This is a genomic window from Lujinxingia sediminis (assembly GCF_004005565.1).
Classification (GTDB): domain Bacteria; phylum Myxococcota_A; class Bradymonadia; order Bradymonadales; family Bradymonadaceae; genus Lujinxingia; species Lujinxingia sediminis.
Genome location: NZ_SADD01000011.1, coordinates 79,396 through 104,358 on the forward strand (window position 1 = coordinate 79,396; position 24,963 = coordinate 104,358).

The 24,963-nt window shown below is 65.0% G+C and carries 21 protein-coding genes; 6 read left to right on the forward strand and 15 right to left on the reverse strand.

Going from position 1 to position 24,963, the window contains the following annotated elements; genetic code table 11:
* Positions 1-8: 8 nt before the first annotated feature.
* The 9 genes from EA187_RS15460 to EA187_RS15495 form a co-directional block, all read right to left on the reverse strand.
* A complete protein-coding gene (locus EA187_RS15460) occupies positions 9-1,502 on the reverse strand; it encodes a phytoene desaturase family protein (RefSeq protein WP_127780839.1) in 1,494 nt (497 codons plus the stop codon).
* 84 nt (positions 1,503-1,586) lie between these two features.
* Complete coding sequence (locus EA187_RS15465; RefSeq protein WP_127780840.1) at positions 1,587-2,327, reverse strand: cytidylyltransferase domain-containing protein; 741 nt, start codon at positions 2,325-2,327, stop codon at positions 1,587-1,589.
* The gene (locus EA187_RS20455; RefSeq protein WP_164856314.1) at positions 2,324-2,872 is read right to left on the reverse strand and encodes an acyltransferase; all 549 of its coding nucleotides are present in this window, start codon (positions 2,870-2,872) and stop codon (positions 2,324-2,326) included. The genes EA187_RS15465 and EA187_RS20455 overlap by 4 nt, the downstream gene beginning before the upstream one ends.
* 157 nt (positions 2,873-3,029) lie before the next feature.
* Entirely contained in the window at positions 3,030-3,620 is a 591-nt protein-coding gene (locus tag EA187_RS20460; protein ID WP_164856315.1) for a hypothetical protein, read from the reverse strand.
* A gap of 125 nt (positions 3,621-3,745) precedes the next feature.
* Positions 3,746-4,111, reverse strand: coding sequence for a response regulator (locus tag EA187_RS15475; RefSeq protein ID WP_115603663.1), 366 nt, complete (start codon positions 4,109-4,111; stop codon positions 3,746-3,748).
* A gap of 104 nt (positions 4,112-4,215) precedes the next feature.
* A complete protein-coding gene (locus tag EA187_RS15480) occupies positions 4,216-5,685 on the reverse strand; it encodes a methyl-accepting chemotaxis protein (protein ID WP_164856316.1) in 1,470 nt (489 codons plus the stop codon).
* A 129-nt stretch (positions 5,686-5,814) separates the two neighbouring features.
* On the reverse strand, positions 5,815-6,726 hold the full coding sequence (locus EA187_RS15485) for an alpha/beta fold hydrolase (protein ID WP_164856317.1): 912 nt from the start codon (positions 6,724-6,726) through the stop codon (positions 5,815-5,817).
* 165 nt (positions 6,727-6,891) lie between these two features.
* Positions 6,892-7,653 carry an alpha/beta fold hydrolase gene (locus tag EA187_RS15490; RefSeq protein WP_127780841.1) on the reverse strand — a complete coding sequence of 254 codons (762 nt, stop codon included), beginning with the start codon at positions 7,651-7,653 and terminating at the stop codon, positions 6,892-6,894.
* A gap of 29 nt (positions 7,654-7,682) precedes the next feature.
* Positions 7,683-9,767, reverse strand: a complete 2,085-nt coding sequence (locus tag EA187_RS15495) for a PAS domain-containing hybrid sensor histidine kinase/response regulator (protein WP_127780842.1) — start codon at positions 9,765-9,767, stop codon at positions 7,683-7,685.
* Between the two features lie 426 nt (positions 9,768-10,193).
* On the opposite strand from EA187_RS15495, the gene EA187_RS15500 reads away from it, so the two are divergent.
* Positions 10,194-12,038, forward strand: a complete 1,845-nt coding sequence (locus EA187_RS15500) for an ABC transporter ATP-binding protein (RefSeq protein WP_206524401.1) — start codon at positions 10,194-10,196, stop codon at positions 12,036-12,038.
* Between the two features lie 87 nt (positions 12,039-12,125).
* Positions 12,126-14,645: a helicase-related protein gene (locus EA187_RS15505; RefSeq protein WP_127780843.1), complete on the forward strand. Its 2,520-nt coding sequence runs from the start codon at positions 12,126-12,128 to the stop codon at positions 14,643-14,645.
* A gap of 5 nt (positions 14,646-14,650) precedes the next feature.
* On the opposite strand, the gene EA187_RS15510 is transcribed toward EA187_RS15505, so the two are convergent.
* Entirely contained in the window at positions 14,651-15,973 is a 1,323-nt protein-coding gene (locus EA187_RS15510; RefSeq protein WP_127780844.1) for an MATE family efflux transporter, read from the reverse strand.
* A gap of 330 nt (positions 15,974-16,303) precedes the next feature.
* Between EA187_RS15510 and EA187_RS15515 the strand changes: the two genes are divergently transcribed.
* Genes EA187_RS15515 through EA187_RS15525 form a run of 3 tightly spaced genes read left to right on the forward strand, consistent with a single transcriptional unit; the run spans position 16,304 to position 18,478 of the window.
* The gene (locus EA187_RS15515; protein WP_127780845.1) at positions 16,304-17,269 is read left to right on the forward strand and encodes a hypothetical protein; all 966 of its coding nucleotides are present in this window, start codon (positions 16,304-16,306) and stop codon (positions 17,267-17,269) included.
* 16 nt (positions 17,270-17,285) lie between these two features.
* A complete protein-coding gene (locus tag EA187_RS15520; protein ID WP_164856318.1) occupies positions 17,286-17,747 on the forward strand; it encodes an SRPBCC family protein in 462 nt (153 codons plus the stop codon).
* Positions 17,744-18,478 (forward strand): hypothetical protein, encoded by a 735-nt coding sequence (locus tag EA187_RS15525; RefSeq protein WP_127780847.1) that lies wholly within the window; start codon positions 17,744-17,746, stop codon positions 18,476-18,478. The genes EA187_RS15520 and EA187_RS15525 overlap by 4 nt, the downstream gene beginning before the upstream one ends.
* A 17-nt stretch (positions 18,479-18,495) precedes the next feature.
* On the opposite strand, the gene EA187_RS15530 is transcribed toward EA187_RS15525, so the two are convergent.
* Together EA187_RS15530 and EA187_RS15535 are read right to left on the reverse strand one after the other, a co-directional pair.
* The gene (locus EA187_RS15530) at positions 18,496-18,954 is read right to left on the reverse strand and encodes a DUF427 domain-containing protein (RefSeq protein WP_115603674.1); all 459 of its coding nucleotides are present in this window, start codon (positions 18,952-18,954) and stop codon (positions 18,496-18,498) included.
* Positions 18,955-19,048: 94 nt separating this feature from the next.
* A complete protein-coding gene (locus EA187_RS15535; RefSeq protein ID WP_127780848.1) occupies positions 19,049-19,621 on the reverse strand; it encodes an FKBP-type peptidyl-prolyl cis-trans isomerase in 573 nt (190 codons plus the stop codon).
* A gap of 685 nt (positions 19,622-20,306) precedes the next feature.
* Here EA187_RS15535 and EA187_RS15540 point away from each other — a divergent pair.
* Positions 20,307-22,241 carry a response regulator gene (locus tag EA187_RS15540; protein WP_164856319.1) on the forward strand — a complete coding sequence of 645 codons (1,935 nt, stop codon included), beginning with the start codon at positions 20,307-20,309 and terminating at the stop codon, positions 22,239-22,241.
* A 21-nt stretch (positions 22,242-22,262) separates the two neighbouring features.
* Here EA187_RS15540 and EA187_RS15545 read toward each other — a convergent pair whose 3' ends face one another.
* From EA187_RS15545 to rsmB, 3 genes are read right to left on the reverse strand one after another with little or no spacing between them, the layout of a single operon-like run.
* Positions 22,263-22,907 carry a CatA-like O-acetyltransferase gene (locus tag EA187_RS15545; RefSeq protein WP_127780850.1) on the reverse strand — a complete coding sequence of 215 codons (645 nt, stop codon included), beginning with the start codon at positions 22,905-22,907 and terminating at the stop codon, positions 22,263-22,265.
* Between the two features lie 30 nt (positions 22,908-22,937).
* The gene (gene rpe, locus EA187_RS15550) at positions 22,938-23,609 is read right to left on the reverse strand and encodes a ribulose-phosphate 3-epimerase (protein ID WP_115603678.1); all 672 of its coding nucleotides are present in this window, start codon (positions 23,607-23,609) and stop codon (positions 22,938-22,940) included.
* A gap of 22 nt (positions 23,610-23,631) precedes the next feature.
* Positions 23,632-24,954: a 16S rRNA (cytosine(967)-C(5))-methyltransferase RsmB gene (gene rsmB, locus EA187_RS15555; protein WP_164856320.1), complete on the reverse strand. Its 1,323-nt coding sequence runs from the start codon at positions 24,952-24,954 to the stop codon at positions 23,632-23,634.
* Between the last annotated feature and the right edge of the window lie 9 nt (positions 24,955-24,963).

A 24,963-nucleotide genomic window follows, 5' to 3' on the forward strand; every position in this document is an offset into this window, starting at 1 on the left:
GCGCGTAATCATCGAGCTGATTTGAGAATATGCTCTGCGGTGCGCAGGCCGCCAAGGGCCACCGCCAGGGTGCTTTGCCCGGGGAAGGCTGTGTCGCCGACGAGGTAGAGGTTCGGGGCGACCTGCTGCGGGCCGAGGTCGCGGTAGTGGTGCAGGCCCTTGACGCGGGGAATGCCACCCACGTAGCCGCCGGGGCGTCCGGTGAAACGCTCGAAGGTGCGGGGGCTGCCGGTCATCTCAAAGCGGGTGGCGCGGGCAAGCTCCGGGGCGCGATGGTGGAGGGTCTGGCGCATGCGATCCTGCACGGATTGGGTGTAGGCGGCGCGCTCCTCGTTGGTGCCGCCCGGGTAGCGCTGCATGTCGATGTGGGTGGAGACGGTGACGACGCGCTGGTCGTCGGGGGCGCGGCCCTCCTCGTCGGCGCCGCTCACGGAGCAGAAGATGTGGTTGCCCTCCTGAAAAGGACTCTGAGGGTCGTCGACGAGCTCCAGGTGAAAGGCCTCCCGGCGGGCGATCTGATGGCGGTCGACGCCCAGGTAGAGCATCGCCGCGCCCCAGCCCCCTTCGACGGCGCGTTGCATGCGGTGGAGGCAGGGGCGCGCGAGCTCCGGGGCGTCGAGGAGGTTGAGGAGGGCTTCGGGCAACAGGTTTGCGACCACCTGGCGGGCACGCAGGGTATGGCGGCGACTCTCGACGAGCCAGTGGTCGCCCCGGAACGAGAGGCCCGTGACGGCGTCGGCCATTGAGACGGTGGCCCCCAGCGATGCGATGGCCTCGGAGAGGGCTATGGCGAGCTGACCGATGCCCCCGTGGATGTGGCCGGTGCCGCGAAAGAAGTAGTCCATGGCGGCAAGCGCGAAGGGGGCTTCGGCCTCGTCGGCGCTGGCCTGCACGGTGATCTGGCAGACGGCGTTGAGGTAGGTGCGCAGGGGCAGAAAGTCGCTGAGCTTAAAGCGTTTGAGCAGATCACCCACCGAGCGTCCGACCGCGCCGAGGAGCACCAGGTAGCCTGGCGAGCGGCCCAGGTGGCGCATCAGGTTGGAGGGGTTAAAGGGGGGGAGAAGGGTGGGATCGTCGAAGAGCGCCCAGAGAGCATCGGCGACGCGCTTCTGGTAGTCGAAGAAGCGATGGATGGCAGCGGTGGGGGCCCCGGGGAGCGCGCAGAACGACGCGCTAAGCGCCCGGCGGTCGCTGGAGATGGGCAGCTCAAAGTCGGGAGCGCGCAGGGTGACGAGCGGGTCCATGCTTTCAAAACGCACCGGCAGGTTGTGGCGCTCGATCCAGCGGGCAAAGAGCTGACCTTCGCCAAAGCCGCTGAAGAGGGTGGCGCCGGACTCAAAGCGGTAGCCGCGGCGGCGAAAGGTGCTGGCGCAGCCGCCCGGGTAGGTGAGGCGTTCAAAGAGGGCGACTGAGGCGCCGCGTTCGGCCAGGGTAAGCGCGGCGCTCAGGCCGCCGAAGCCAGCGCCGATGACGGCGACATCGACCAGATTGGATGTGTTCATGGGGGGACTGCCGACTGCAAGGGAAAGGGAAGGGGAGCGGGTCGGCAGAAGAGGTAGGCACCGAGACGCGATGGCAAGGGGGCCTCAGGGGCTCGCCAGGGTTCCGTGGGAATCGTCGGTGTGACCCTGTGACGGGTGGATGAGTTGGAGGAGCCTGGCGAGGTCGTAGTCGGTGTGGGGGCCGTGCATACGGGCGACGAGGCTGCGGGCGAAGATGAGGTCGGGGAGCTCGTCGATGGCCAGGTGAAGCCCGGCGGCTTCGGGGTGGTGGGTGTTGTAGACGTAGAGGCGTCGGCCCAGGTGGGGGCGCTGGTAGAGGGCGAGTGTGACGTGTTCGAGGTGGTCGTGGCGGGTGAGGTGGTTGAGGTGGCGGATGTAAAAGGCGGTGCGGAGGATCTCGATGCTCATGCCGACGGGGAAGGTTCGGCCGTCGACGTTGCTCAAAAAGTCGAGGTGATTGTTCCGGGCGATGGCGATCATCTGGCGCAGGGTGGGGATGTCGACAAAGGCGTTGTCGCCGTTGATGCGCGCGGCAAAGTCGAAGCCGGCGGTACGCGCAGCACCGGCGAAGCGTCCGGCCACATCGTGCAGATCGCCGCGGTAGCAGCTCACGCCCTCCGCGCGGCAGAAGCGGGCGATCGGGTCATCGGAGGATTCCACCGAGGTGGCCACGACGATGTCGTCTAAGGGGAGCGCATGGGTCAGGCGTTCGAGCACAAAGCCGAGCAGAGGGCGGCCTCCCAGGGGCATCAGGGCCTTTCCGGGGAGGCGGCTGGAGGAGTAGCGGCTCACTACGACGGCGCCAACGCGGGGATGAGGGATCATTTGCGCTCTCCCAGGGCTTTTGCGGGTACGCCACCGACGATGGCGTAGGAGGGAACGTCGCGGCGCACAATGGCCCCGGCGGCCACGATGGCGCCTTTTCCGATGCGTACACCTTTGAGGATTTTGGCGCCGGCCCCGATCCAGACGTCGTCTTCGATGACGATCGCTTCGGCCTCGTTGGGCTGGGTGTGGATGGGGGCGCTGCGGCGGGCCTGGTGGTCGCTGTCGACGATGTAGACAAAGGGCGCGATCAGGCAATCGCGGCCGATGGTGATGCCGGCCGAGGCGAAGAGGTAGGTGTGGTAGCCGATCGAGCAGTTCTGACCGATGCGGATATGCGCCCGGGGGTTGCAGGCGCAGAGCCGGGCACCCTCTTTGAGGACGGTGTGGGCGCCGATGTGGATGTTGGCCGGGTAGCGCATCAGGGCGACGTTGCGGTCCACGAAGACACCGTAGCCCAGGTAGCCGAGGGTGGGTTTGTGGCGGAGCCAGCGCAGGCGATGAATGAGGCGAAAGCGCAGGTGCTGGCGCATCTGATTGCTCATGGCGACCTCCCTTTTGAGGGGGCAGCAGGTCTGCCGGAGGTCTTCGAGAGCGCCCCCCGACGACGATGTCGCATAGCCTAAAACTACCCACGCCGGCCGGAGCGCAAAGCTCGGGCCGGCGTGGGGGTGGGCCGGGGAGGTACGATGGGGTGCGGGCTCAGCCTTCGGGAGTGAGCTCTTCGGCGGCGTCGCCTTCCGGGGGGAGCTCGTCCGTGGCGTCGCCTTCGGGGGTGACCTCGTCGCCGGGTTCGGCGGGCTCAGCAGGCTCAGCAGGCTCAGCAGGCTCAGTGCTGGCCGGCGGCGCCACGATATCGAAGGCACCGGAGGTGACCTGCTTGAAATCCAGGCCCACGGGCATCTCGATGGCGGTGGAGAAGCGGTAGCGGCCCGGCTCAAGGCCTGTCGGGTTAAAGGAGGCCTCGCGCATAGCGCCGGGGTTGACGAGCACCGCCTCGCTGGAGTCATCGCAGCTGAGCCAGTCGGGCCGGGCGGTGGAGGGCTGCCATTCTCCATCGACCTCGATGTGCAGTGTGGCCCGGCAGAGGTCGACCTTCAGCGGGCGCTGAGCCTTGTTTTCCAGGCTGAGCACCAGGTTGCCCTCGGTGGTGGGGGCGGTGCTCAGGTTGACGGCCTGGAGCTCGGAGCGGGCGGTGCCGGTGTCCTGTTGTGGGGTGGCGCAGGCCATAAGGCCGCCCGTGAGCAGGGCGGTGGAGGCAAGAAGGGCGGTCAAAAGGGGGCGAGTTCGCATACACACTCCTTTAGAGAAGGGATGAGGGGGCAGGGAAAACACCTACATCAAGGCTAAAAAAAACGCCCGCCGCAGGTGCGGAGGGCGCTTAAAGAAGGCCCGTCGGGGAGCCTTGTCGACGACGATCAGCCTTCGAGAAAGGCGTTCATCTTGCCGAGCAGTCGCTCGATGTCGACCGGCTTGGTTTCAAAGTCGTCGCAGCCGATGTCGAGCGCTTTGGTGCGATCGCTCTCCAGGGCGTGGGCGGTCAGTGCGATGAGAGGGATCTTGGCGGTGGGAGCGTGGGCCTTGATCTGGCGGGTGGCTTCCCAGCCGTCCATCACCGGGAGGCTCAGATCCATCAGGATGAGATCGGGAGCTTCGCTGCGGCTCATGTTGACGGCTTCCTGACCATCGGTGGCCACGGCCACAGTAAAGCCGCGGCGCTGAAGGCGACGAGCCAACATGTCACGGTTCATTTCATTGTCTTCTACGAGGAGGATCTTCGCCATTGCGTTACTCTCGTTAAACGTGGTCGATGTCACTTTTCCTAAACTCATGAGGAGCACGCGAGCATATCAGGCACGAGTGTCGTCTGGCTCCCCGACATCGGGTGTCATCCGTGGGTGCTTTGCAGGTTCGCCGCCGGCGCGGGCGCTTCAACTTTCCAGCGCTCCACACCGTGGCGATCACCGACGTCGAACCGCTCTACCATTTCTCGCAGGGATTCCGAAAGGGTCGCAAGCTCGGATGCGGTTACGGTGACCTGTCGGATGCCTGCCACCGAGTTGGTGACCAGACGCGAGAGGTCTTCCATGGCGCGGTTAACCTCGCCGGTGTTCTCGCGCTGGTCCTGAGTAACCACCTTGATTTTTGTGGCAACCTCGGTGGTCTCTTCGGAACGATCGAGGCCTTCCTGGCAGGCCACCGCGGTGGTGCGGGCGCTGTCCTGGATATCGCCGACCAGGCCCTTGATGGCGCCGACCGACTCCATGGTGTTCTCGGCAAGGCGGCGCATCTCGTTGGCGACCAGCGCGAAGCCCTTGCCGGCCTCACCGGCGCGGGCCCCTTCCAGGCTGGCGTTAAGCGCCAGCAGGTCGGAGCGGTCGGCGATGCTTTTGATGAGCTTGAGGATCTCGGAGATGCGCTCGCTATGCTGATTGAGTTCCTGGATATGCGCGCCGATCTGGCGGTTTTTCTGGCAGGTGTCCTCGGCGGCGCGGGAGACCTGTCGGGCGCTGTCGGCGATGGCGTCCGACGAGTTGAAGAGGCCTTCGACGGTGAGCTGGGTCTGGCGGATCTTGGCGGCCTGGTGCTGGGCGGAGTTCTCGTGCTGGTGGAGCACCTGGAGCATCTCTTCGGTGGAGGTGGCCACGTGCAGGGCGCTGCGCATGATCTCCTCGACGACTTCACGCAGTCCGGTGACCATTTCGTTAAACACGTTGGTGAGGTCGCCGTCGCCTTCGACCTGACTTGTGAGGTCGCCGCCGGCGATCTGTCGGGCGCGCCCGGCCAGGTGCCGCAGGTTGCGCACCATCATTCCGAAGGAGTCACCAAGTTCGCCGGGGAGCTCCTCGTCGAGGGCCGGGTTGAAGAGCTGGTCGTTGGCGATGATGTAGGCTTTGACGGTGAGCCGGCGCAGCTGGTTGGTGAGCTGGGCGAAGCTGCGGTTGAGATCGCCCTGGCTGGCGCTGGCGGGTAGATCAACCGCCGAGAGCTGACCGGTTTCAAGGACCTTGCTCTGGAGCTGACGCACGCCGATGTAGCCGTTGGCAAGCTCGGTGGCCTCTTCGCTGAGCATGCGCAGCTGGGTGAGGAGCTGGTTGACGGCGGTGGCCATGCGGCCGACTTCGCCATCGAGGTTGAGCGTGAGGCGGGGCTGGGTGAGATCCCCCTGGGCCAGGCGTTCGACCGCGTCGATGACTTCCCCGTAGGGGCTGAGCACCGAGCGGGTGTAGGCGATCGAGGCCAGGCCGCCCAGCATGACCAGCGCGGCGGCGAGAAAGGCGCCCTGCGCCAGCGCGGCGCCCGCGCCGATGACGGCGACCCCGCCGATGACTCCAGCAATCTTTTTCCAACTGCTCATCTGGTGGTCCCTAAACGCAAGACTGCGATACAAAAACGCCCGACCCTCAAGCATTCTCGGTGGGCCGGGCAGTGCGGCCCGGAGCTCATCGCTGAGTTCCAGGCCGGCATTATGCAGCAGGTAAAGCTTTCAGTCGAGGCCACTGATGAAGCTGTCGATATGTGCCGCGGTTGAGGCGGGATCTTCGACCTGGAGGTAGTGACCGCTGCCGGGGAAGTACTCCACCACGCTGTCCTCGATCAGGTCGCCGACGGCGGCCTGAAGCAGGGCCGGGTTCATGAAGGGATCGTCGGAGACCAGGATGAGCGTCTCGGCATCGATTTTATGGAGCTTGTCGGCGAAGTCAGCGCCGGTCCAGGAGTCGAGCGCCTGGCGGATGGCCTGTGGTGAGACGCCCGCGGCATCTGCGGCCATCGCAGCAAAATCGTCGGGCTGAATATCCACGCTGGAGATCTGAATGATCAGCTCCTGGAGGGAGGCGTCGTAGGCCGCCGCCGCGAAGAGATCATAGCTCTCCTGAGGCAGGGGGAAGCCGGACGCGGGCACCGGCGACATCAAGATCAACCCTTCGATATCGTCGTCGTAGCTGGAGGCGTAGAGCTGGGCCAGGGCCCCGCCCATCGAGTGCCCGACGAGCACGAAGTCATCGGCATCGGCGTCATCAATCACCGCCTGCATGTCTTTGATGTAGTTGCGAAGCGAGTAGCCACCGTTGGGCATGCTGGAGAGCCCGCTGCCGCGAAGATCGGGTACGATCAGGCGGTAGTCCGGGCCGGCCAGCTCTTCAATGAGGTTGTCGTAGACCGCGCCGGAGACCATCCAGCCGTGCACGAGCACGACATCCTGATCGCCATCGCCGATGACGCGGTAAGCGATGTCTTTCTGATCCCTGGTACGCGCGTAGCGAAGCTCGGCTTCGTCCCCCAACGACTGCGCGATCTGCGTGTTGGTGTCGTCCGGGGCGGGCTGTTCCCCACAGCCCACGATGCCTGCCATCCCCACCACCATCGAGAGCGCTGCGATCTTCATCGTGTTCTTCATTGTCGTACTCCTTTGTAACCACATGAATCGACACTTAAATCAGGGGCACCAACGACGGGAAAACGTGTCGTCGGCGTTTCGCGTTGTACCGGATCAGACCATAGGACCTCGCGGCTCAAAGGGGATGAAGAGGGCCCCCCGCAGAGGGGGGGCCGGCGGGGTGCATCAGTAAAAATCGTTGAGGAGTGCGGCCAGCTCGCTGCTGCGCTCGACCTGGGGGTAGTGGCCAGCGCCGGAGACCACGGCGAAGGAGGCGTCGTTGATGGGCTCGACCACCGCCGCTTTGAGGAAGTCGTGGGGCAGGAAGGGATCGTCTGTGCCGACGACAAGGGTGGTGGCCTGAATCTTCGCAAGGCTTGCTTCGATGCCGCCGCCGGTCCAGCTCTCGTAGGACTGACGGACGCAGTCCGCGGGGATCGTCATGGCATCGTCGAGCAACTCTTCGAGCGCACCATCGGGAAGATCGAGGGTAGCCATGCCGAGAATCGCGTTGAGCATCTCGCGTTTTTCGCCGGCGTTTATGAAGAGCTCGTGGGCCTCGGGCGGAAGTTGCATGCCGGTGGCCGGGACGGTGTTGATCAGCGCGAGTTTTTTGACCTTCTCCGGGTAGGTCGCCGCGTAGAGCTGGGCAATCTGCCCGCCCATCGAGTGGCCCAGGAGGTTAAAGGAGGAGACGCCGGCGTGTTGCGAGATGGCGTCGAGGTCGGCGACGTAATCCTCAAGGCCATAGGTGGCGCAGGAGGCCGACTCGCCGGCACCGCGATGATCGGGGATGATCACGCGGAAGCGTGTGTCGAGGAGAGGGAGGAGTCGATTGAAGACCGCGCCGGAGACCATCCAGCCATGCACGAGCACGAGATCTTCGGAGCCCTCGCCATGGATGTGGTAGGCGAGGGTGCGGCCGTCTAGCTGAAGTATCTTCTTCATGGCGACTCCTGGTGTGTGGGGTGGTGGGGCTAGATGCGTACCTTGGTCGATGTGGTGCTCAGGCCGATGACGTCCATGACTTCGGTCATGACCTCTTCGATGGAGCGGACGTTTTTACTTAAGATGCGGGAGACCGAGCGGCGCAGTCGTGCCGTCTCGGCGGCGTCGAGGTCCATGGCGGTCACGACGACGATGGGGATGTCTCTCCAGCGAGGCTCCTGACGCATGAGCTCGGCGACCTCAAAGCCGTCCATCTCGGGCATCATCAGATCGAGGATGACCACATCGGGGCGCTCCTCATCGAGAAGCTCCAGGGCTTTGCGGCCGTTTTCGGCAGCCTCCACACGCCAGCCGGCGTTGCGGAGGTGTCGCGAGATCATCTCGCGGATGGCCGGCTCATCTTCGACGACCAGCGCGCTGGCCCCCTCCTCGGGGTGGAAGCGGGAGAGGGTCTTGAGCAGGCGATCGCGCTGGATGGGTTTGACGAGATAATCAGTGGCACCGAGCGCGAAGCCGATGTTGCGATCATCGATCATCGAGACCATGACCACCGGGATATGCTCCAGGCCAGACTGGGATTTGAGCGTGGAGAGAACGCTCCAGCCGTCGCGTCCGGGCATCATGACATCAAGGGTGATGACATCGGGAAGTTGCTCGCGGGCCAGCTCCAGGCCCTGGTCGCCGGAGTAGGCCGAGATGAGCTGGAAGCCGCGCGGGGCGAGGATGCGATGGATGAGCTCGTGGACGTTGGGGTCATCGTCGATGATGAGCACCCGGGGGCCGCGCGGGGCGTCGGGGGCGAGTGCGCCACGCTCGAAGTCGGGGCGCCAGACCACGTTGGAAGACTCGTTGAGGCCCGCCGGATCGGCCGAGGGGATCTTCACCCGGAAGGTGGTGCCCTCGCCGGGCTCACTCTCCACCTCAATGGTGCCGCCCATCATCTCGCAGAAACGTTTGCAGATGGTCAGGCCCAGTCCGGTGCCACCGTGGCGGCGAGTGGTGGACTCGTCGGCCTGGGTGAAGGGCTGGAAGAGGCGTTCGATCTTGTCGGAGGAGATCCCCATGCCGCTGTCGGTGACCTCCAGGCATACCCCGGCGCTGCCGTGAATGGTGGTCGGGGAGGTGACCAGGCGAATGGAGCCCTTGTCGGTGAATTTGACGGCGTTGCTCATGAGATTGAGCAGCACCTGCTTGAGCTTGGTGCGGTCGGCAACCAGATCGCCGTGGTAGTGATTGGCGAGCTCAATGTGGTTCTCGCTCTTTCGGGCCAGGGGATCGATGGTATCGACGACTTCCTGGACAAGGTGGCCCAGATCGAAGCTCTCGTTGAAGAGTTCCATCTTGCCCGCCTCGACTTTGGAGAGGTCGAGGATGTCGTTGATAAGCGAGAGGAGGTGGTTGGCGGATGCGTGCACCTTGCTGAGATCGCGAGCGACGCTTGCAAGGTCGAGGGCGTCGATGCCGTGGCTGAGATCTTCCTGGATGAGTTCGGTGTAACCGATGACGGCGTTGAGCGGCGTGCGCAGCTCGTGGCTCATGTTGGCCAGAAAGGCGCTCTTGGCGCGGCTGGCTTCCAGGGCACGTTGTTCGGCCTCGGTGCGCTCTTCGACTTCGCGCTGAAGACGAGCGTTGATCTCGACGAGTTGTTCGGTGCGCTCGGCCACGCGGCGCTCAAGTTCATCGCGGGCCTGGCGCAGCTCTTCTTCCATCTCTTTGCGAGTGGAGATGTCCTGGATGGCCACCAGCGAGCCCCACTGCGAGCCGTCGGCCTCGCGCATGGGCTTGGCGGAGACGAGGCTCCAGAGGCCGCCTCCGTTGCGGTGGGCAAACTGGTGATCGAACATCTCAGCGACGCCCTCGCTGCGTCGCGCGAGGTTATCGCGGGCCCGCTGCGCCCACTCCTCGGTCATGAAGTCGAAGAGGGTCTTGCCGACCATCTCGTTCTGTTCATAACCGAGCATGCTCGCCATGCTGATGTTGGCGTAGACGATCTCGCCATCCATCCTGCAGACGAGAATGCCATCGTTGATGGTCTCAACAATGGTGGCAAAAGGCAGGTCCCCACCCTGCGGCCCCGGAATCGAGATGCGTGTCGCGTCGTCGCGATCTGACATACGCTCGTCCCACTGCGCGCAGCGCGTCCGCAACGTGCGGAAGTGCTGTTGGAAAGAGCGCGGGATGTCGCCCTGGCGAGCCCGCGCGCAGATTGTGAAAAGTACTCAGTCACCTATCACTATCCGGGATTGCGCGCGCGGCTGGCAAGGGGAATTGCCACGCATGAGGTAGGAATTGGGTGATGCGAGGCGGTCGGGGCGGGGGATCTGGGAAGAGGGGTTTGTGTGGAAGGTTTTGATATTGTTGTGGATTTCTGGCTTTCGGTGTGGCGGTAAGACGTGCTTCGGACCGCCATGCGGACGCGCAAAAATCGCGTTTGCGGATGGATGTAACGGGGTGTGTCGGCGTTTCTCCCCTGGACGTGACGACGAGCCGGGGCCAGAGTGCGCGATCGAAGCGCTCTTTTTTGTAGACGACGAGGGATGATGTCACATCGCCATAGTCAGCCTGAATCTCCAGAAGCAGGGGTCCCCGCCGGGGAGCGTTATCTGGGGGTGTTTCGCTACAGCGGGGAGGCGCTGCGTCTGGTGTGGACGACCAGCGCGAGGCTCACCGTGATGCTGGGGCTTTTGACGCTGGTGGCCGGGGTGATGCCGGCGGCGATTGCGTATGTGGGAAAGCTCATCGTCGACCAGGTGGTAGAGGCGGCGGCCTCGGGGCTTGCGACCGATCGCAATCTGGCGCTGGTCTATGTGGCGGTGGAGGCGGGGCTGGTGGTGCTGATGGCCGGAGCGCAGAGGGGGTTGGGCGTGGCCCAGAGCCTGCTGCGCGCGCAGCTGGGCCACCGGGTCAACACGATGATCCTGGAGAAGTCGCTGGAGCTGAGTCTGACGCAGTTCGAAGACAGCGAGTTCTACGACAAACTCACCCGAGCCCGGCGCGAGGCGTCGTCGCGGCCGTTGAGTCTGGTGAATCGCACGTTTTCGCTGGTGCAAAATGCCATCACACTTGTGGGGGCCGCGGTGCTTCTGTGGCAGCTCTCGCCATGGGCGGTGGTGATTTTGTTTGCAGCGGGTCTTCCGGCCTTTCTGGTCGAGACGCGCTTTAGCGGGGAGGCCTTTCGGCTCTTTCGCTGGCGCTCGCCAGAGGCACGCCAGCAGATGTACCTGGAGACGGTGCTGGCCCGCGAAGACTACGCCAAGGAGGTCAAGCTCTTCGGGCTGGGGCCGATGTTGCTGGATCGATATCGGAGGATCTTCGATGTGGTCTATGGCGAGGATCGCAGCCTGACGCTGCGGCGCGGTTTCTGGGGGTATGCGCTGGGGCTGTTGAGCACCGGTGCGTTCTACGGGGCGTATGTCTGGGTGGTGCTTGAGACGGTGTACGGGCGCATCACGCTGGGGGATATGACCATGTATCTCCTGCTCTTTAAGCAGGGGCAGTCGGCGGTCTCGGCCAGCCTGAACTCGGTGGGGGGCATGTATGAGGATAATCTCTACCTCTCCACGCTCTACGAGCTGCTCGATGAGCCGGTGGAGTCGACCGATGAGGGGGTAAGCCAGGGGGAGCGGCCGGGCGACGGACTGCGTTTTGAGGATGTATGGTTTCGCTACCCCGGTCAGGACGATGCGGCACTGCGCGGGTTAAGCCTGCATCTTCCGCCGGGGCAGAAACTTGCGCTGGTGGGGGAGAACGGCTCGGGGAAGACCACGCTGATCAAGCTCTTGACGCGTCTTTATAAGCCCTCGCGCGGGCGGATCTTGCTCGATGGCACCGATCTTCGGGACTGGCAGCTCGGAGAATTGCATCGACGCGTGGGGGTGATCTTTCAGGATTTTGTGCGCTACCAGTTTAAGGTTGGCGAGAACATCGGGGTGGGCGACGTGGCGTTCCTGGAGGATGAGGCGCGCTGGGAGCGGGCGGCGGCCCGGGGGATGGCTGACGACTTTGTGGCGTCGATGCCGGCGGGCTTTCATACGCAGCTGGGGCGGTGGTTTAAAGACGGTCGGGAGCTCTCGGGAGGGCAGTGGCAGAAGATCGCGTTGGCGCGGGCGTTTATGCGCGAGCGCTCCGACATTCTGGTCTTTGATGAGCCCACCTCGGCGATGGACGCACAGGCTGAGTCGGAGGTCTTTGAGCGCATCAAAGAGCTGACGGATCGGCAGATGGCGATCCTGATCTCGCACCGCTTCTCGACGGTGCGAATGGCCGATCGCATCGCGGTGCTTGAAGACGGGCAGATCAGCGAGCTTGGCAGCCATGAGGAGTTGATGCGTGAGGGGGGAACGTACGCGCGCCTCTTTAATCTGCAGGCCGAAGGCTACCGCTGAGTGCCGAGGTGATCGGCCGGTCGCATTGAGAATATGGAGGCGTTGGGGGTATGAGTGCGGCTGCAACTTCTGCTGCCGGAGGCTTTTTTGGAACTGCCCGTTGATGCGATTCGCCCGCAATTTATGGAGGCGCTGCGCGCGCATCCCCGCCACATTTTGACCGCACCGACCGGCTCCGGGAAGTCGACGCGCCTGCCGTTGTGGCTGGCTGAGTTCACCGGGAAGCCAGTGCTGGTGGTCGAGCCCCGGCGAGTGGCGTGCCGCTCGCTGGCGGGGTTTCTGGCGGGGCAGCATGGCGAGGAGGTCGGGGCGTCGGTGGGCTACCGGGTGCGCTTTGAGGATTGCAGCAGCGCCGAGACACGGGTGCTTTTTGCGACGACCGGCATCGCGCTCAGGATGTTGAGCGAGGAGGGCGGTGAGCGGGCGCGTTTTGGAGCGGTGCTCATCGATGAGTTTCACGAGCGCGGCTGGGAGGTCGATGTGCTCAGCGCGGCGCTCCTGCGGGCGCAGGCCACCGGTGGGTATAAGGGGCATGTGGTGCTGACGTCCGCCACGGTTGATGCCGAGGCGATCGCCGGGCGCATCGACGCGATGGTGCATCACGCCAGCGGTCGCACCTATCCGGTGGAGGTTCGCTACGCCGATGACGTTCCGGCACCCACCGGCGATGGGTTGGCCGCAAGGGTGCGTGATGCGCTGGCCGGAGCGCTCGGAAGCGGGGAGGACGACGGGGGCGATGCACTCGTGTTTTTGCCGGGCAAGCGTGAGATTCAGGCCGTTGAAGATGCCCTGGTAGGGCTTTCGCGCGCGCTCAATCTGGAGATCGTGCAGGTGCACGGGAGCCTTCCGGTCGATGAGATTCAGCGAGCATTCAGGCCCGAGGCTCCTCGCCGGCGCGTGTTTCTGGCGACCAATGTGGCGGAGACGTCGGTGACGCTTCCGGGGGTGACGCTGGTGCTCGACAGCGGGCTGGCCCGGATGCGTGTGCACCGGGGAGGGCGCTCGGCGCTGGCGCTGGTGGCGGTGGCCGAGGCGTCGATGGATCAGCGCGCCGGGCGGGCGGGCCGTGTGCGCCAGGGTCGGTGTGTGAGGCTGTGGAGCGAGCGCTACTCGCCAGAGCCTCATGCCGCTCCGGAGATCGAGCGGATTGAGCTCGACGATGTGTTGCTGGCGGCGGCCTCCGTGGGCTTGGAGGGGCGGGCGTTTCTCGATGCCCCCTGGATTTCCATGCCGCCCGGGTTTGCGGTGGAGCAGGCCCGAGCGCGCCTGCGGCGCGCTCGGGCCCTGGACGATCGGGGCCACCTGACGACGCTCGGCCGGGCGCTCGCCACGATGCCGGTGAGTGGTGCCGAGGGGCGTCTGCTCATCGACCCGCCCGCCGAGCTTGCCGCCACGCTCTGCGACCTTGTGGCCATCTTGCAGCGCGGCCAGGACCTGCTCCTTCCCGACCATCTTCTGCGCGGGCGCAACGAGGAGGTTCGCGAGGCCCGGCGCGATCTTTTCGAGGGGCTGCACGACGAGGTCAGCCTGCAGCTCGCCGCGCTTCGTCACGGTGAGGTGCGCCGCCACGGGCTTCGCCCGGCGGCGCTGCGTGAGGTCCGCCAGATCGCCCGCTCGTTGCGCGAGGTGGTGGGCGTAAGCGCCGAGCAGGCCAATGCGCCCCTGGCCTCCTCCGCCGAGCTTGTGCGCCACGCCTTAAAGCGTATCCCGGAGTCGGCCTTTGTGGTGCGAAGCCGCGCGCTCAAAAAACGCGTCGACGGGCGAGCGGTGCGCGGCAAGCCCGAGCCCTGGGGAAATGGCGAGATCGAACTTCTGGTGTGGCCCTTTGCCAGCCCGGCGCTCAAAGATGGGGAGAAAGCGCCGGTCGATCCGGTGGCCGGGGTGATTCTGGATACCTTCTGGATCGGCGATGATGGCACCGGGGTGCGCGGCTCCGGCAAGATGGTGTTGCCCTGCACCTACGCCGACCTCGTGAGCGCTGATGTTGGAGAGCGCAAGATCGGTGAGGTGCGTGCCGGCAACCACCGTGGCGCGCCCTATGTTCGGGCCCGCGTGGAGCGGGCCCTGGCCGGCGTGGCCCTCTCGGCGGCCGAAGAGGCCCTGCGCGGTCCGGAGCTCGTAGAGGCGGCGGCACAAGCCATCCTGGAGGGGCGGATTCTTAAGCCCGCCGGCGAGGATGTGCTCGATGATCTTCATATCTGGGAGGTGCTGGCCGGTTGGCCCACCCTCGATCGCAGCTGGACGGGGGAAGATCCGCCGCCTGCGCCGCACACGTTTCTTATGGAGCGCCTGCGCCTTTTAGGTGTGGAGAGTGAGCAGGACCTGATGCTGGTCGAGCCCGAGGATCTTCGCCCGGATCTGGAAGCGGAGCTAACGATTCACCGCTTTGATCTCGACCCGCTGCGCGAGGAGTTTCCGCGGGTGTGGGAGCATCTGGGCTTTCGCTACCACTGCCAGGTCTCGCCAATGGCCAAACGGGTGACCATGACGCCGATGGACAAGAAGACGGCGCGGGCGGCCGACCCGAAGGCCAACCTCCTGCCGAGATTTCGGGGCTTTAAGGTGCGGTATAAAAACGCCAGCCGCGTCATCGATCTTCGCGGCTGACCTGTTTAGTCGAGCCCCGGCACTCGCCGCGTCGCCCAGGGCACGCCCAGGGTCAGCCCGCGCACGATCATCAGCGAGGTGATGGCTGACCACACCCCGATGAGTCCCCAGCCAAGCGGATTTGTGGCCAGCAGCAGAGCACCGGCGACACCCGCGCTCAAAAGCATCGCCCGAGCCAGAAACCCGAAGGCCTGGGTGCCCATGTAGAGCCCGTCCCAGACAAAGACGAGCGCGTTGAGCGGTTGTAAGACGGCGACGAAGGGGATGAGCATGAGGATGCCGGCGATGACCTCGGCATCGGTGCTAAACGCCTCCGCCAGAAGACCGCCCGAGAGCCAGATGCTCGCGCCCAGCACAAGCCCGGTGGCCAGGCCCCATTGCAAGAGGCGCGCGCCCATCGCGCGGGCCTCCTTCACGTCGTCGCGGCCGATGAAGTTCGCCAGAAGCGCCTGGCCTGCGATGGCGAGCGCGTCGATGAGCAGCGCGAAGAAGCCCCAGAGTTGGTTGGCGACCTGGTGGGCGGCCACGGATTCGGCGCCCTGGCGTGCGGCCACGGCGGTGGCCAGCGTCATGGTGCCCACCAGCGCGCCGGTGCGCAGCAAAAGCGCGCTTCCCACCCGCACCAGCGGCAGCATGCCGCTTAAGGAGGGGGCGAGCAGCGGCACGCGCATCGCCTCGCGGCGACGCACCAGGAGCAGCCACAGAAAGAGCAACGCCCCGGACCACTGGGCCACCACCGTGGCGATCGCAGCCCCGGCGATGCCCCAGCCCAGTCCGAAGATCAAAAGCGGATCGAGCACCAGGTTGATCAGGTTAAGCATCACCGTGACCCACATCGGGGTACGCGTATCTTGAAAGCCGCGAAAGGCCCCGTGGGCTGCCGTGCTGATCAGCAATGCCGGGCCAGCCCAGGCGCGGATCTTCAGGTAGGTGAGGGCAGGCCCGGCGACGTCGCCCGCGGCACCCATCAGCGCAAGAAGCGGCGCGGCGAAGACCAGCAGCGTCGCCGTCATCAACCCGCCGCATATCAAGGCAAGCCACAACGCGTGGCTGACGACTCGGCCGGCCTCCTCAACCTCATCGCGGCCCAGGTGCGCGGCGATCTTCGGGGTGGTCGCATAGGCCAGAAAGTTGAAGACGATAAAGGCCATCGCAAAGAGCGCGCTGTTGATACCCAGCGCGGCCAGCTCTGCGGTGCCGATGCGCCCGACGAAGAATGTGTCGACCAGTGAGACGAGCGGGTCGATGGCCAGGCTGCCAATGGCCGGGATGGCCATCGCCAGGATGGCGCGGTCGTGGCGATGTCGCAGGGGGAGGAGCTCGCGCATCGGGGGCTCGTTGGGGCCGGGGGAAGGAGGGGCAGATCGCCGGGGGGGGGGGCGGCGGTGCAGCAGGTATGTGGAAAAACATGCGGGCCAACCCCTCTGGGAGTGGTCGCGCGCGCAAAGGATCATGCGGACGCACCCGGGGTCAAGGGTGGACGCCGGCGATGAGCCATGTAGTGTGATGATGACCTCGCCACCTGGGGGGGGCATAAGGTCGCACAAGTGCATCATGTTGAGGATCAGCGCCACGCGTTCGGGCGTCGTCTGTCTTGAAATATGCGCGGAAATCCAAGAGGATAGCCGCGCTGGTAACGGAACGTAACAAGGACGGTCATGAAGTTGAACAACGTGTTGGTAGCCTGCCTCGCCGTGACGACGATCGGGTGTTTTTCGGGGCCCTCGATGGGAGAAAGCGCGGAGGCGACCGAGGTTGAGCCTTCCTCGGAGACCGCGCAGGACTCCCGGGAGCTGGCGATGGAGATCCGTGCGGAGGTGCCCCTGGTTGAGGAAGGTAGCCCGAGCGCGGACTCGGCGGGGGACGAAGGCAACACCAACCCGGAGCTTGAAGCAGAGGCCGCGTTTCGCCAGGTGACCTGGGCGAAGATGCAGGAGCGAGTCGAGGCCTTTAAAGCCTGTGCTGGCGAAGACTACGACACGACCAACGCGTACTTCGAGGCAGTGGCCACGCGCGCTGCGGACAGCTTTAACCTGGGCAGCCTCAATGGCGAGGAGAGCGAGAGTGAGCTGGGACGCTGTGTGCACGCGCGCATGCGTGATGTGCTCGGTGAAGTTCAGTCCGAGGCGCCGGCGCATGTCCATCGTTTAGGGTTCAGCGTCTGGGTGTTGGGGCCGGATGTGAAGCTGGCCAGCTGCTCCGGCGATCGGGTTCTCTGTGAGGGCATGGAGGGCGTGGCGATGAATGCCACGTTGAGCAATCTCACCATCGCCGATGATGCCTCTTGCCCGCATAGTGACGCGATCATCGCCGGGGGCGAAGAGGTCTTCCAGGACGCCATTGCCTGCCACACCATGGGGCAGGAGCTTGCCAACGAAGGCGGGGACGCCATGCCGCTGGGAGCTCAGGCCTGGGTGGCCGTGCGTTACTCACCAGAGCTCGACCAGCACTACCTCTATGCGCGCTACACCGACGCGGCCTACGAGCCGGTGGCGCGTTGCCTGATCGATGCGCATAAGGCGCTGGTGCTTCAGGGGCAGGGGGAGAGCACCTGCCAGCAGAACCTCTGCTCGCGCCTCTACTCCTTTGCGACGCATCCGGTGCTCTCGCTGATGGTCCACTGATCTGCAAGGAGCCCTCGTGGCGATCACGTACACCCTGAATCACCATGTCAACGCGCCGCCGGAGGCGGTCTTTGCGGCGATGCTCGACATCGAGGGCTTTGGTGCCTGGATGGAGAATTTCGTGCGTGTGGAGCGCCTCGATGAGGGGGAGGTCGGCCCCGGGTCGAGCTGGCGCGAGGTCCGCAACATCATGGGTCGTGAGGGCGCGGAGGTCTTTGAAATCCGGGCGCTGGAGCCTGGCCGACGCCTCGAACTTTACGTCGATGGTAAAAAGGGCACGACCGGCCGCGGGGAATACCACTACGTGTACGAGCTTGAGGAGCGCGAGGGGGGAACCGACGTGCGGCTACTCGGTGGGATGGAGATGGGCGCCGTGTTTAACCTCTTCGCTCGGCTGATGCTGCCTATGTTTAAGAAGATGGTCCGAAAAGACCTCGAATCGTTGGCGCGTCATGTGGAGCGCAAGGAGCAGACGTGAGCGTTTTTCGAAGGATGGTGGTGGGGGTGGGGATGGTAAGTGGGCTCTTCGCCTGCGGGGATGCCGCCGAGGGCGACGGAAGGCCCTTTGAGTACGAGGGTACATGGGTGGTGGAGGGGGGGCGCTGCCAGGGCCAGGAGCAGCTTCGCATCGTCACGGTCGAAGCCGTGGAGGAAGGCGGCGAGCTTGTAGCGAGCACGCTACGAGGGGATGCCTGCCTGACGCCTGACGGGACGCTCTGGGAGGGCGATCCGGCCGGTGATGGCGCGGTGCGCTTTGGAAATGAAAACGTCAGCGTGCAGACCTCGGGGCGCGATGTGATGCGCGTTGCTGCCCCCGAGGGTGAGCTCACCATGCGGCGTGTGTTTCCGGATACCGGCCCCGCACCTCTTCCCGAGATTGAGGATCTCTCCCTGTCGGGACAATGGTTGATGGAGGGATACCCCTGTGCGGAGGAGCTTGTGCCGCAGGTGGTGCAGGTTTCCCATGTCGCGGGTTCTTTTTCGGTGACCAAAACTCTGGGCGACGCCTGCATGGAGGCGGGCGTTCGTTTTGTCGAGGGCGAGCTCGACGAGCTGACGATTCGCGGCGAGGGCTACCTGGAAGCGCCTGATCCCTGGGGGGACGTCGAGAGCTTCGAGTTGAGCGGACGGGTGCGTGTGCCGGAGTACTTCCGAATCGATGCGCTGGGCGTCGCGGTGGGCTTTCGTCGTGTGCTCGGCGACGACTAAAACGTTCTGCCGACGACCTAAAAGGGACCGATCAGGTCGGGGGTGATCCACCCCCCGCGCTCCGGATGGGGCTCGGGTGTCGCGCGCATATGATCGACCAGACACCGGTCGACTTTGTGGGGGTAGAACGCGATGTAGTCGCGCAGCGCCTGATAATGTTTGGGCGGCTGAAGGTACGACCAGGCCACGGCCTCAATGAAGGTCGGCCCTATCTGAAGATCGTAATAGGTGGCCACGCCCTTCCATTCGCAGAAGCTGCAGTGCATGGAGGGCTGCAGAAGATCGAGGCGCACGTCTTCGGGGGGGATATAAAAATGGGGGGCGTGGCCGGTATGCACCAGGCGAAGCGCGCGGGTGGAGTCGGCGATCGGTGTGCTCTCGACCAGGACGCGGATGCGGCGCGAACTTTGCTGCACGGCCGGCGGGCTGGGAAAGTCCCAGATCGACTCCTGAGAGGAGGAGGTTTGCAGGCTCATGGGGCTCCCGTAGCGAGGGTGATAGGACACCCTTTCAAGCTAAGTACCGTGGCCGGGCGCGGCCAGTACTTCGGGAGCCCCGGGGGGCGGCGCTTTAGTTGACGATTTCGATGAGCTCGACGTCGAAGACGAGCATGCCGGCCGGCATGCCTGGCGCGCCCTTGTAGGCCAGATCCTGGGGGATCCAGAAGCGGCGCTTCTCACCCTCCACCATCAGCTGTACGCCTTCGGTCCAGCCGGCGATCACCCGGTTTAGTGGCATCGTCAGCGGCTGGCCGCGTTTCACCGAGCTATCGAACATCTTACCGTCGGTGGTCCAGCCGGTGTAGTGCGCGCGCACCGTCGAGTTGGCGGTAGGATGCGCGGTACCGGTGCCTTCTTTGAGGACCTTGCTTGCCAGGCCCGACGCGGTCGTTTCGGCGTCGGCTGGCGGAGCGGCCACGTCGGCCGGAGCTGCCAGAGGATCGCTTTCCTCCTCGGCGGCGCCTTCTTCGGCAGCGCCTTCTTCGGCGGCACCTTCCTCGGTGGCGCCTTCTTCGGCGGCACCTTCCTCGGTGGCACCTTGCTCAGCGGTGGAGGGGGGCTCTTCTACGGCGTCCTCTTTGGATTCGCAGGCGATCAGCGAGAAGGTCAGAAGACAGGTCAAAAGGGCAATGCGTCGACGCATACAGTCTCCATACGTTGGGATGCTGACCGGTGCGAAGGCCAGCATGCGGGTTGCACAGGCATTAAAAGGGGGGCACATCCCCCGAACAATCGTTGAAAAGCACGTCCACCGTCGCGGTATCAGACCTCTCCGGGACGTTCGAGAGAAGCGACGTCGGCGAGGGGGGGCGAAGATTTGCACGCGCTCGGCCGAAGGGCAAGGCGCACCACAGGTTGGCCTATGGAGCGTCAGGCGCCGCGTAGCAGGGTGGAGCCAGGAGGAGGGTGCCGCCAGCATCTGCGCGCGTACCAGGACGACCAGGACGACCAGGGCGAGCGAGGAGACTGCCGAGGCACGGGGGGCGACGACGAACCCGCCAGGTACATCACACATCGTGGCGATACGCCTTTTTAGCTGGCAGCGAGCTGCGGTGAGCCTCCGGGGCTTCTGCACGATGGCGAGGGCATTCACTCCGGCGCTTCAACGTCTGTCAGCTGACGCGGATACGACCGGGAAAACGCATGTCACGCGGCGAGCCTCATCCGGATCAGGCTCGACAAAATGACGCATGTGCGGCACTCTGATACCCTTTCGAAACTTCCGGCAGAGGTGCGCGTTGCCTTTGCACTACATCGATGAGAGCAGCGACGCTACGGCCCGGGGGAGCCCTCTCCCGAGGCGGCCGGCTCGTGGCGAGGTGAGAGTGATGACGCACGGCCCCCCGGATGACGATTACCGCGACCAGGAGCTCTCCGAGTTAAAGAGGCGCCACGAGACGCTGATGCGCGGGCTGGAGATGCTCAGCCTGAGCGGCGCACAGACCGGATTGAAGGCCGTGGTCGGGCTTCTCGATGATGTGGTCGGAGGCGATGGCGGGGCGGTCCTGCAGGTGCGCGATGATGGTGAAATCAGCGTTCTGTGTGCCAGTGACCCTCGTCTCGAAGAGTTACAATGGTGGGTGGGAGCGTTGACCGAGACGGTGCTTGAAGGGCACCCCCTTGTGCTCGAAGACGTGCGTGAGCAGGCGGGCTGGCAGACGATGCTGGCGTCGGTGTCGATGCCGGTGGCTTCGGTGATGATGGTCAGCGTAGGTACGGCGATCAATCCGGCGCTCTGGCTCTGTGTGCATGGCGAGCCGGGGCGCTTTGGCCGAGCTGAGCTGGAGCGCGCGCATGCGCTGCGCGGCCTGCTCACTCAGGCGATGGTCGGATGGATGGCCGGGCGGCGCTGGGCGATGATGAGCCACGAGCTGCGCACGCCGGTCAACGCGATGATCGGGTTTGCGGAGCTGCTCCGCGAAGAGCAGCGTCAGCGACTTCCGGAGAATGCTCTCGACAAGTTGGCCAGCATTGAGCGTTCCGGTGCCGAGGTCCTTGGTATCGTCAGCAACCTCGTCTCGCTGGCGCAGCTCGAAGCCGGCGACGTGGAGCCGGAGGTTTACAGCGTCGATGTGCATCGGGCGCTCGATGCTGTGCTGGGGCAGCTTGAGGGCATCGCGCAACAGCGCGGCATCGCAATCATGATCGAGCGGGCTGCATCCAATGCGGAAGTTCAATGCGACGGCGAGAAGCTCGAGCAACTCTTTGACGGCGTGATAGGCGAAGCAGTGCGCTTTAGCGCTGGCACCCAGGTGGAGGTGGCCCTGGAGGCCGATGAAACGCATGTGAAGCTGCGCGTGGGCGATCTTTCCCCGGGGCGACGCGGGCGCGCCCGCAGGTTGGAGCAGTCCGTGTTACGCCAACTCGCCGACCTGCTCGGCGTCAGCTACCGCGTGGAGCGCAGTGTGCGTCGCGGCACGGTGGTGGTGCTCGGCATTCCCAGATCCTTTGTCGGAAAGGGCGCGGAGCAGGTGAGCTTCTCGGAGGAGATCGAAATCAATGAGAACGCCAAGCTGGTCCTGATCATTGACGACGATCGCGACACCCGCGGGGTGCTCAAACGCACGCTGGAGCGGGTGGGGCATACCGTGGTGTGCGCACGCGACGGACGCGAGGGGTTGAGACTGGCCTCGGAGGTGCGCCCGGACGTGATCACTCTTGATGTGATGATGCCCCGGATGGACGGCTGGACAGTGTTGGAGCGACTTAAGGAGGATCCCGATCTTCGAAAGATCCCGGTGATCATGCTCACCTTTGTCGATGACAAACAGCGGGGGCTGGCCTTTGGTGCCGACCACTTTATGTCGAAGCCGGTCGATCGGCACGAGCTCCTGGAGGTGATGGAGGCGTACGAGAGCGCGATCGATGACGGGGATGTACTGGTCGTCGAAGACGACGAGGCCTCCCGTCAGATGTTGGTACGCCACCTGGAGCGGGAGGGGTTTCGGGTGACCGCGGCCTCCAATGGCGAAGAGGGGCTGGCACGTCTGGAGGCGATCGAGCCCAGTCTGGTCTTTCTGGACTTGATGATGCCGCATGTCGACGGGTTCGAGTTTCTAACGCGCTTTCGAGAGCGCCCGAAGTTCAAAGACGTGCCCGTGGTAGTGATGACCGCCAAGTACCTCACCGCGGAGGACTACGCGCGCCTCTCGGGTAGCGCTACCCGGATCGTGCAGAAGGGGGGCGGGGAGTATATGGGGCTTCTGGAAGAGCTGCGCGAACTGGTGGTAAGGCTCACACGCGGCAAGGCTCGCCGGGGCTGATGGCAAAAGCGCCCGGGGGGCTCAGCCGGGGAGGTCGGCCAGGGCCTGAATGCGCGTGTTCAGCTGCTCAAAGAAGATCGCGGCGTCACGACCATCGGCCAGGGCGTGGTGGACGGTGAGTTGAAAGGTCGCCTCATGGCGTCCCGGCTCAACCTCGACCACTTTGCCCCAGGCGATGCGGGGAGCGGAGTCCAGCGGCTGGCCGGAGAAGGCGTGGCTGATGCTCTGGAAGTCCAGCCAGGGCATGGAGGTGATGTAGACAAGATCGAGGCGATGATCATCGCCCAGAAAAAGTTCGGGCAGGTTGCGGGAGCGGTCGGCATGTTCGCCAAGCTCGCGACTAAAGCGCGCCAGATCGTCGGTGAAGGGGGCGGTGGCGTAATTGAAGGTTCCCCGGTCGCTCATCACCGTAAAGGAAGGGGTGACCTGAGCGACGCGAACCACGCCCTCGTCGTCAAGGCGCAGGCGAAGAGCGTCGGTGGCGTTGGCGGCCACGCACACGCTGTGCAGCAGCGAGGGAAAGAGGCGCAGTGTGCTGCGGCGAGTCAGCTCCACCAGGGGAGTGAGGTCGATGCGGGTGGCCACGTCGAAGAAGGGGCGCTCAAAGCCGCGGAAGAACTCATAGTGGGGGCGGCGCGCCCAGGTGCTCAGATCGATGCGTTCCATAGGAATCTGCGGGCAAAAGGACGTTGAGGCCTAGAGGGTGGCCTGCTGGCGGATGGCGTCGATGGCGTCTTTGTAACTCGGAGCTCCGAAGATGGCGCTTCCGGCCACCAGCACGTTGGCGCCTGCCTGGCGAAGTTGGGCAGCATTGGAGGGGGAGACGCCGCCGTCGACTTCGATGTCGAGATCGACTCCCAGCGCGTCGAGGCGGGCTTTGAGCTGCGCGATCTTCTCGATGGTGTGTGGGATGAATGCCTGGCCGCCAAAGCCGGGGTTCACGCTCATGATCAGGACCATGTCGAGGTCATGGGCCAGATGATCGATCCAGCTCAGCGGGGTGCCCGGGTTGATCGCCAGGCCTGCCTTTTTGCCCAGCCCCTTGATGGTGTGCACCGCGCGGTGGGGGTGGCGGCTGGTCTCGGGATGAAAGCACACCAGATCGGCGCCGGCGCGGGCGAAGGGACCGACGAAGTCGTCGGGGTTGTCGATCATCAGGTGCACATCGAGAAAGGCGTCCGGCAGCGCCTCACGCAGGGCCTCGACCACGGGCAGTCCGATGGTGATGTTGGGTACGTAGTGGCCGTCCATCACGTCGACATGCAGCCAGTCGGCGCCGGCGTCGATCACCTCCTGGCATTGCTCACCGAGGCGGGCGAAGTCGGCCGAGAGGATCGAGGGGGCGATGCGAAGTTCGCGCGTCGTCATAAGGATGCTCGGCGATCAGAGGTCAGGTTGGAGTGCGACGAAGACGTGCGGCGAAAAACGCGTCGCAGTCGTGGTCGCGCGGGTTTAAGTCGAGTTCCCCCAGCGTATTGACGAAGGGGGCCCAGTCGAAGCCGCTCTCCGGCAGCGGGGCGCGCTCCAGGTGTGGGTGACGCTCAAGGAGGCGCTCGATCTGCTCGGGGCCTTCCTCGCGGGTGAAGGTGCAGACGCTGTAGACCAGCGTGGCGCCCGGGTTAAGTCGGTTTACCGCGTGATCGAGAAGTTCGGATTGAACCCGCACCAGGGCGTCGACGTCGGCCGGGGAGCGTCGCCAACGGGTCTCGGGGTGTCGGCGGATCACGCCCAGGCCGGAGCAGGGGGCGTCGACCAGGATCAGATCGAAGTCGCCGTCGGATTCGGGAAGCTCCTGGAGCGTGGCCTCTCGGAGCACGACGGTGGGGTCGACTCGGAGGTCGGCCAGGGTGTTGGCCAACATCTCCAGTTTGGTGGGGAGCGGGTCGCAGGCCACCAGGGTGTCTCCGGGGCCGAGCTGCTGGGCGAGGAGCAGCGATTTACCCCCCAGGCCGCAGCAGGCGTCCAGCGCTCGCATGCCCGGGCTTGCGCCACAGTAGTGCGCGATGAGCTGACTTCCCAGATCCTGGATCGTGAGTGCGTGCGCCTCCAGGAGCGCTCGCAACTCTGGAGAGGAGCTCTCCGCCTTGAGCGCTCCGGGCGGAGCTTGAAGCGGGCTGACCCCTTCGGGCAGGGTGTCGAGCGGCTGCAGACGCCTCAGGTAAAGAGGCGGCCGGCCGGCAAAGGCCTCGGCCAGGGCTTCGGCGCGCTCCAGGCCGTGGCGATCGAGCAGTCGTCGGGCGATCCAGTCGGGAAGCGAGTATTTCAACCCCAGGTAGCGCGCCGGGTGGGCGCTGCGGTCGCGCTCTTCAAAAGGCTGCCACTTCTCTTTGCTGCGCAGCATGTTGCGCAGCACCGCGTTGGCAAAGCCGGCGGTGCGCTGGCCGCAGGCCCGCTTGACGAGTTTGACGGCGTCGTTAACCAGCGCGTGCGCCGGGATGCGGTCCAGGTAGAGCAGCTGGTAGGTGGCCATGCGCAGGTTAAGGCGCACCGGGCGATCCAGGCTCTCGAGTTTGCGGGAGACAAAGCGCGAGAGCACCGTGTCGATGGAGCGCTGCCTGGCGAGCGTGCCGTAGACGAGCTCGGTGGCCAGCGCACGGTCGCGGGCGTCGAGCTCGCTGGTGGCCAGCTGGTTGGAGAGCGCGATATGGCTGTAGGCGTCGTCCTGCTCAATGCGGCTGAGCACATCGAGGGCGAGAGTTCGGGCGGTGGTCACGGTGGGGGC

Excerpts from the sequence above, each read along its gene's own strand:
- EA187_RS15510 (WP_127780844.1), bottom strand. The coding sequence starts at position 15,973 with ATGCGCGAGCTCCTCCCCCTGCGACATCGCCACGACCGCGCCATCCTG.
- EA187_RS20455 (WP_164856314.1), bottom strand. The coding sequence starts at position 2,872 with ATGAGCAATCAGATGCGCCAGCACCTGCGCTTTCGCCTCATTCATCGC.
- EA187_RS20460 (WP_164856315.1), bottom strand. The coding sequence starts at position 3,620 with ATGCGAACTCGCCCCCTTTTGACCGCCCTTCTTGCCTCCACCGCCCTG.
- EA187_RS15480 (WP_164856316.1), bottom strand. The coding sequence starts at position 5,685 with ATGAGCAGTTGGAAAAAGATTGCTGGAGTCATCGGCGGGGTCGCCGTC.
- EA187_RS15460 (WP_127780839.1), bottom strand. The coding sequence starts at position 1,502 with ATGAACACATCCAATCTGGTCGATGTCGCCGTCATCGGCGCTGGCTTC.
- EA187_RS15500 (WP_206524401.1), top strand. The coding sequence starts at position 10,194 with ATGTCACATCGCCATAGTCAGCCTGAATCTCCAGAAGCAGGGGTCCCC.
- rpe (WP_115603678.1), bottom strand. The coding sequence starts at position 23,609 with ATGACGACGCGCGAACTTCGCATCGCCCCCTCGATCCTCTCGGCCGAC.
- EA187_RS15545 (WP_127780850.1), bottom strand. The coding sequence starts at position 22,907 with ATGGAACGCATCGATCTGAGCACCTGGGCGCGCCGCCCCCACTATGAG.
- EA187_RS15495 (WP_127780842.1), bottom strand. The coding sequence starts at position 9,767 with ATGTCAGATCGCGACGACGCGACACGCATCTCGATTCCGGGGCCGCAG.
- EA187_RS15535 (WP_127780848.1), bottom strand. The coding sequence starts at position 19,621 with ATGCGTCGACGCATTGCCCTTTTGACCTGTCTTCTGACCTTCTCGCTG.
- EA187_RS15485 (WP_164856317.1), bottom strand. The coding sequence starts at position 6,726 with ATGAAGAACACGATGAAGATCGCAGCGCTCTCGATGGTGGTGGGGATG.
- EA187_RS15465 (WP_127780840.1), bottom strand. The coding sequence starts at position 2,327 with ATGATCCCTCATCCCCGCGTTGGCGCCGTCGTAGTGAGCCGCTACTCC.
- EA187_RS15540 (WP_164856319.1), top strand. The coding sequence starts at position 20,307 with ATGACGCACGGCCCCCCGGATGACGATTACCGCGACCAGGAGCTCTCC.
- EA187_RS15490 (WP_127780841.1), bottom strand. The coding sequence starts at position 7,653 with ATGAAGAAGATACTTCAGCTAGACGGCCGCACCCTCGCCTACCACATC.
- EA187_RS15475 (WP_115603663.1), bottom strand. The coding sequence starts at position 4,111 with ATGGCGAAGATCCTCCTCGTAGAAGACAATGAAATGAACCGTGACATG.
- EA187_RS15515 (WP_127780845.1), top strand. The coding sequence starts at position 16,304 with ATGAAGTTGAACAACGTGTTGGTAGCCTGCCTCGCCGTGACGACGATC.
- EA187_RS15530 (WP_115603674.1), bottom strand. The coding sequence starts at position 18,954 with ATGAGCCTGCAAACCTCCTCCTCTCAGGAGTCGATCTGGGACTTTCCC.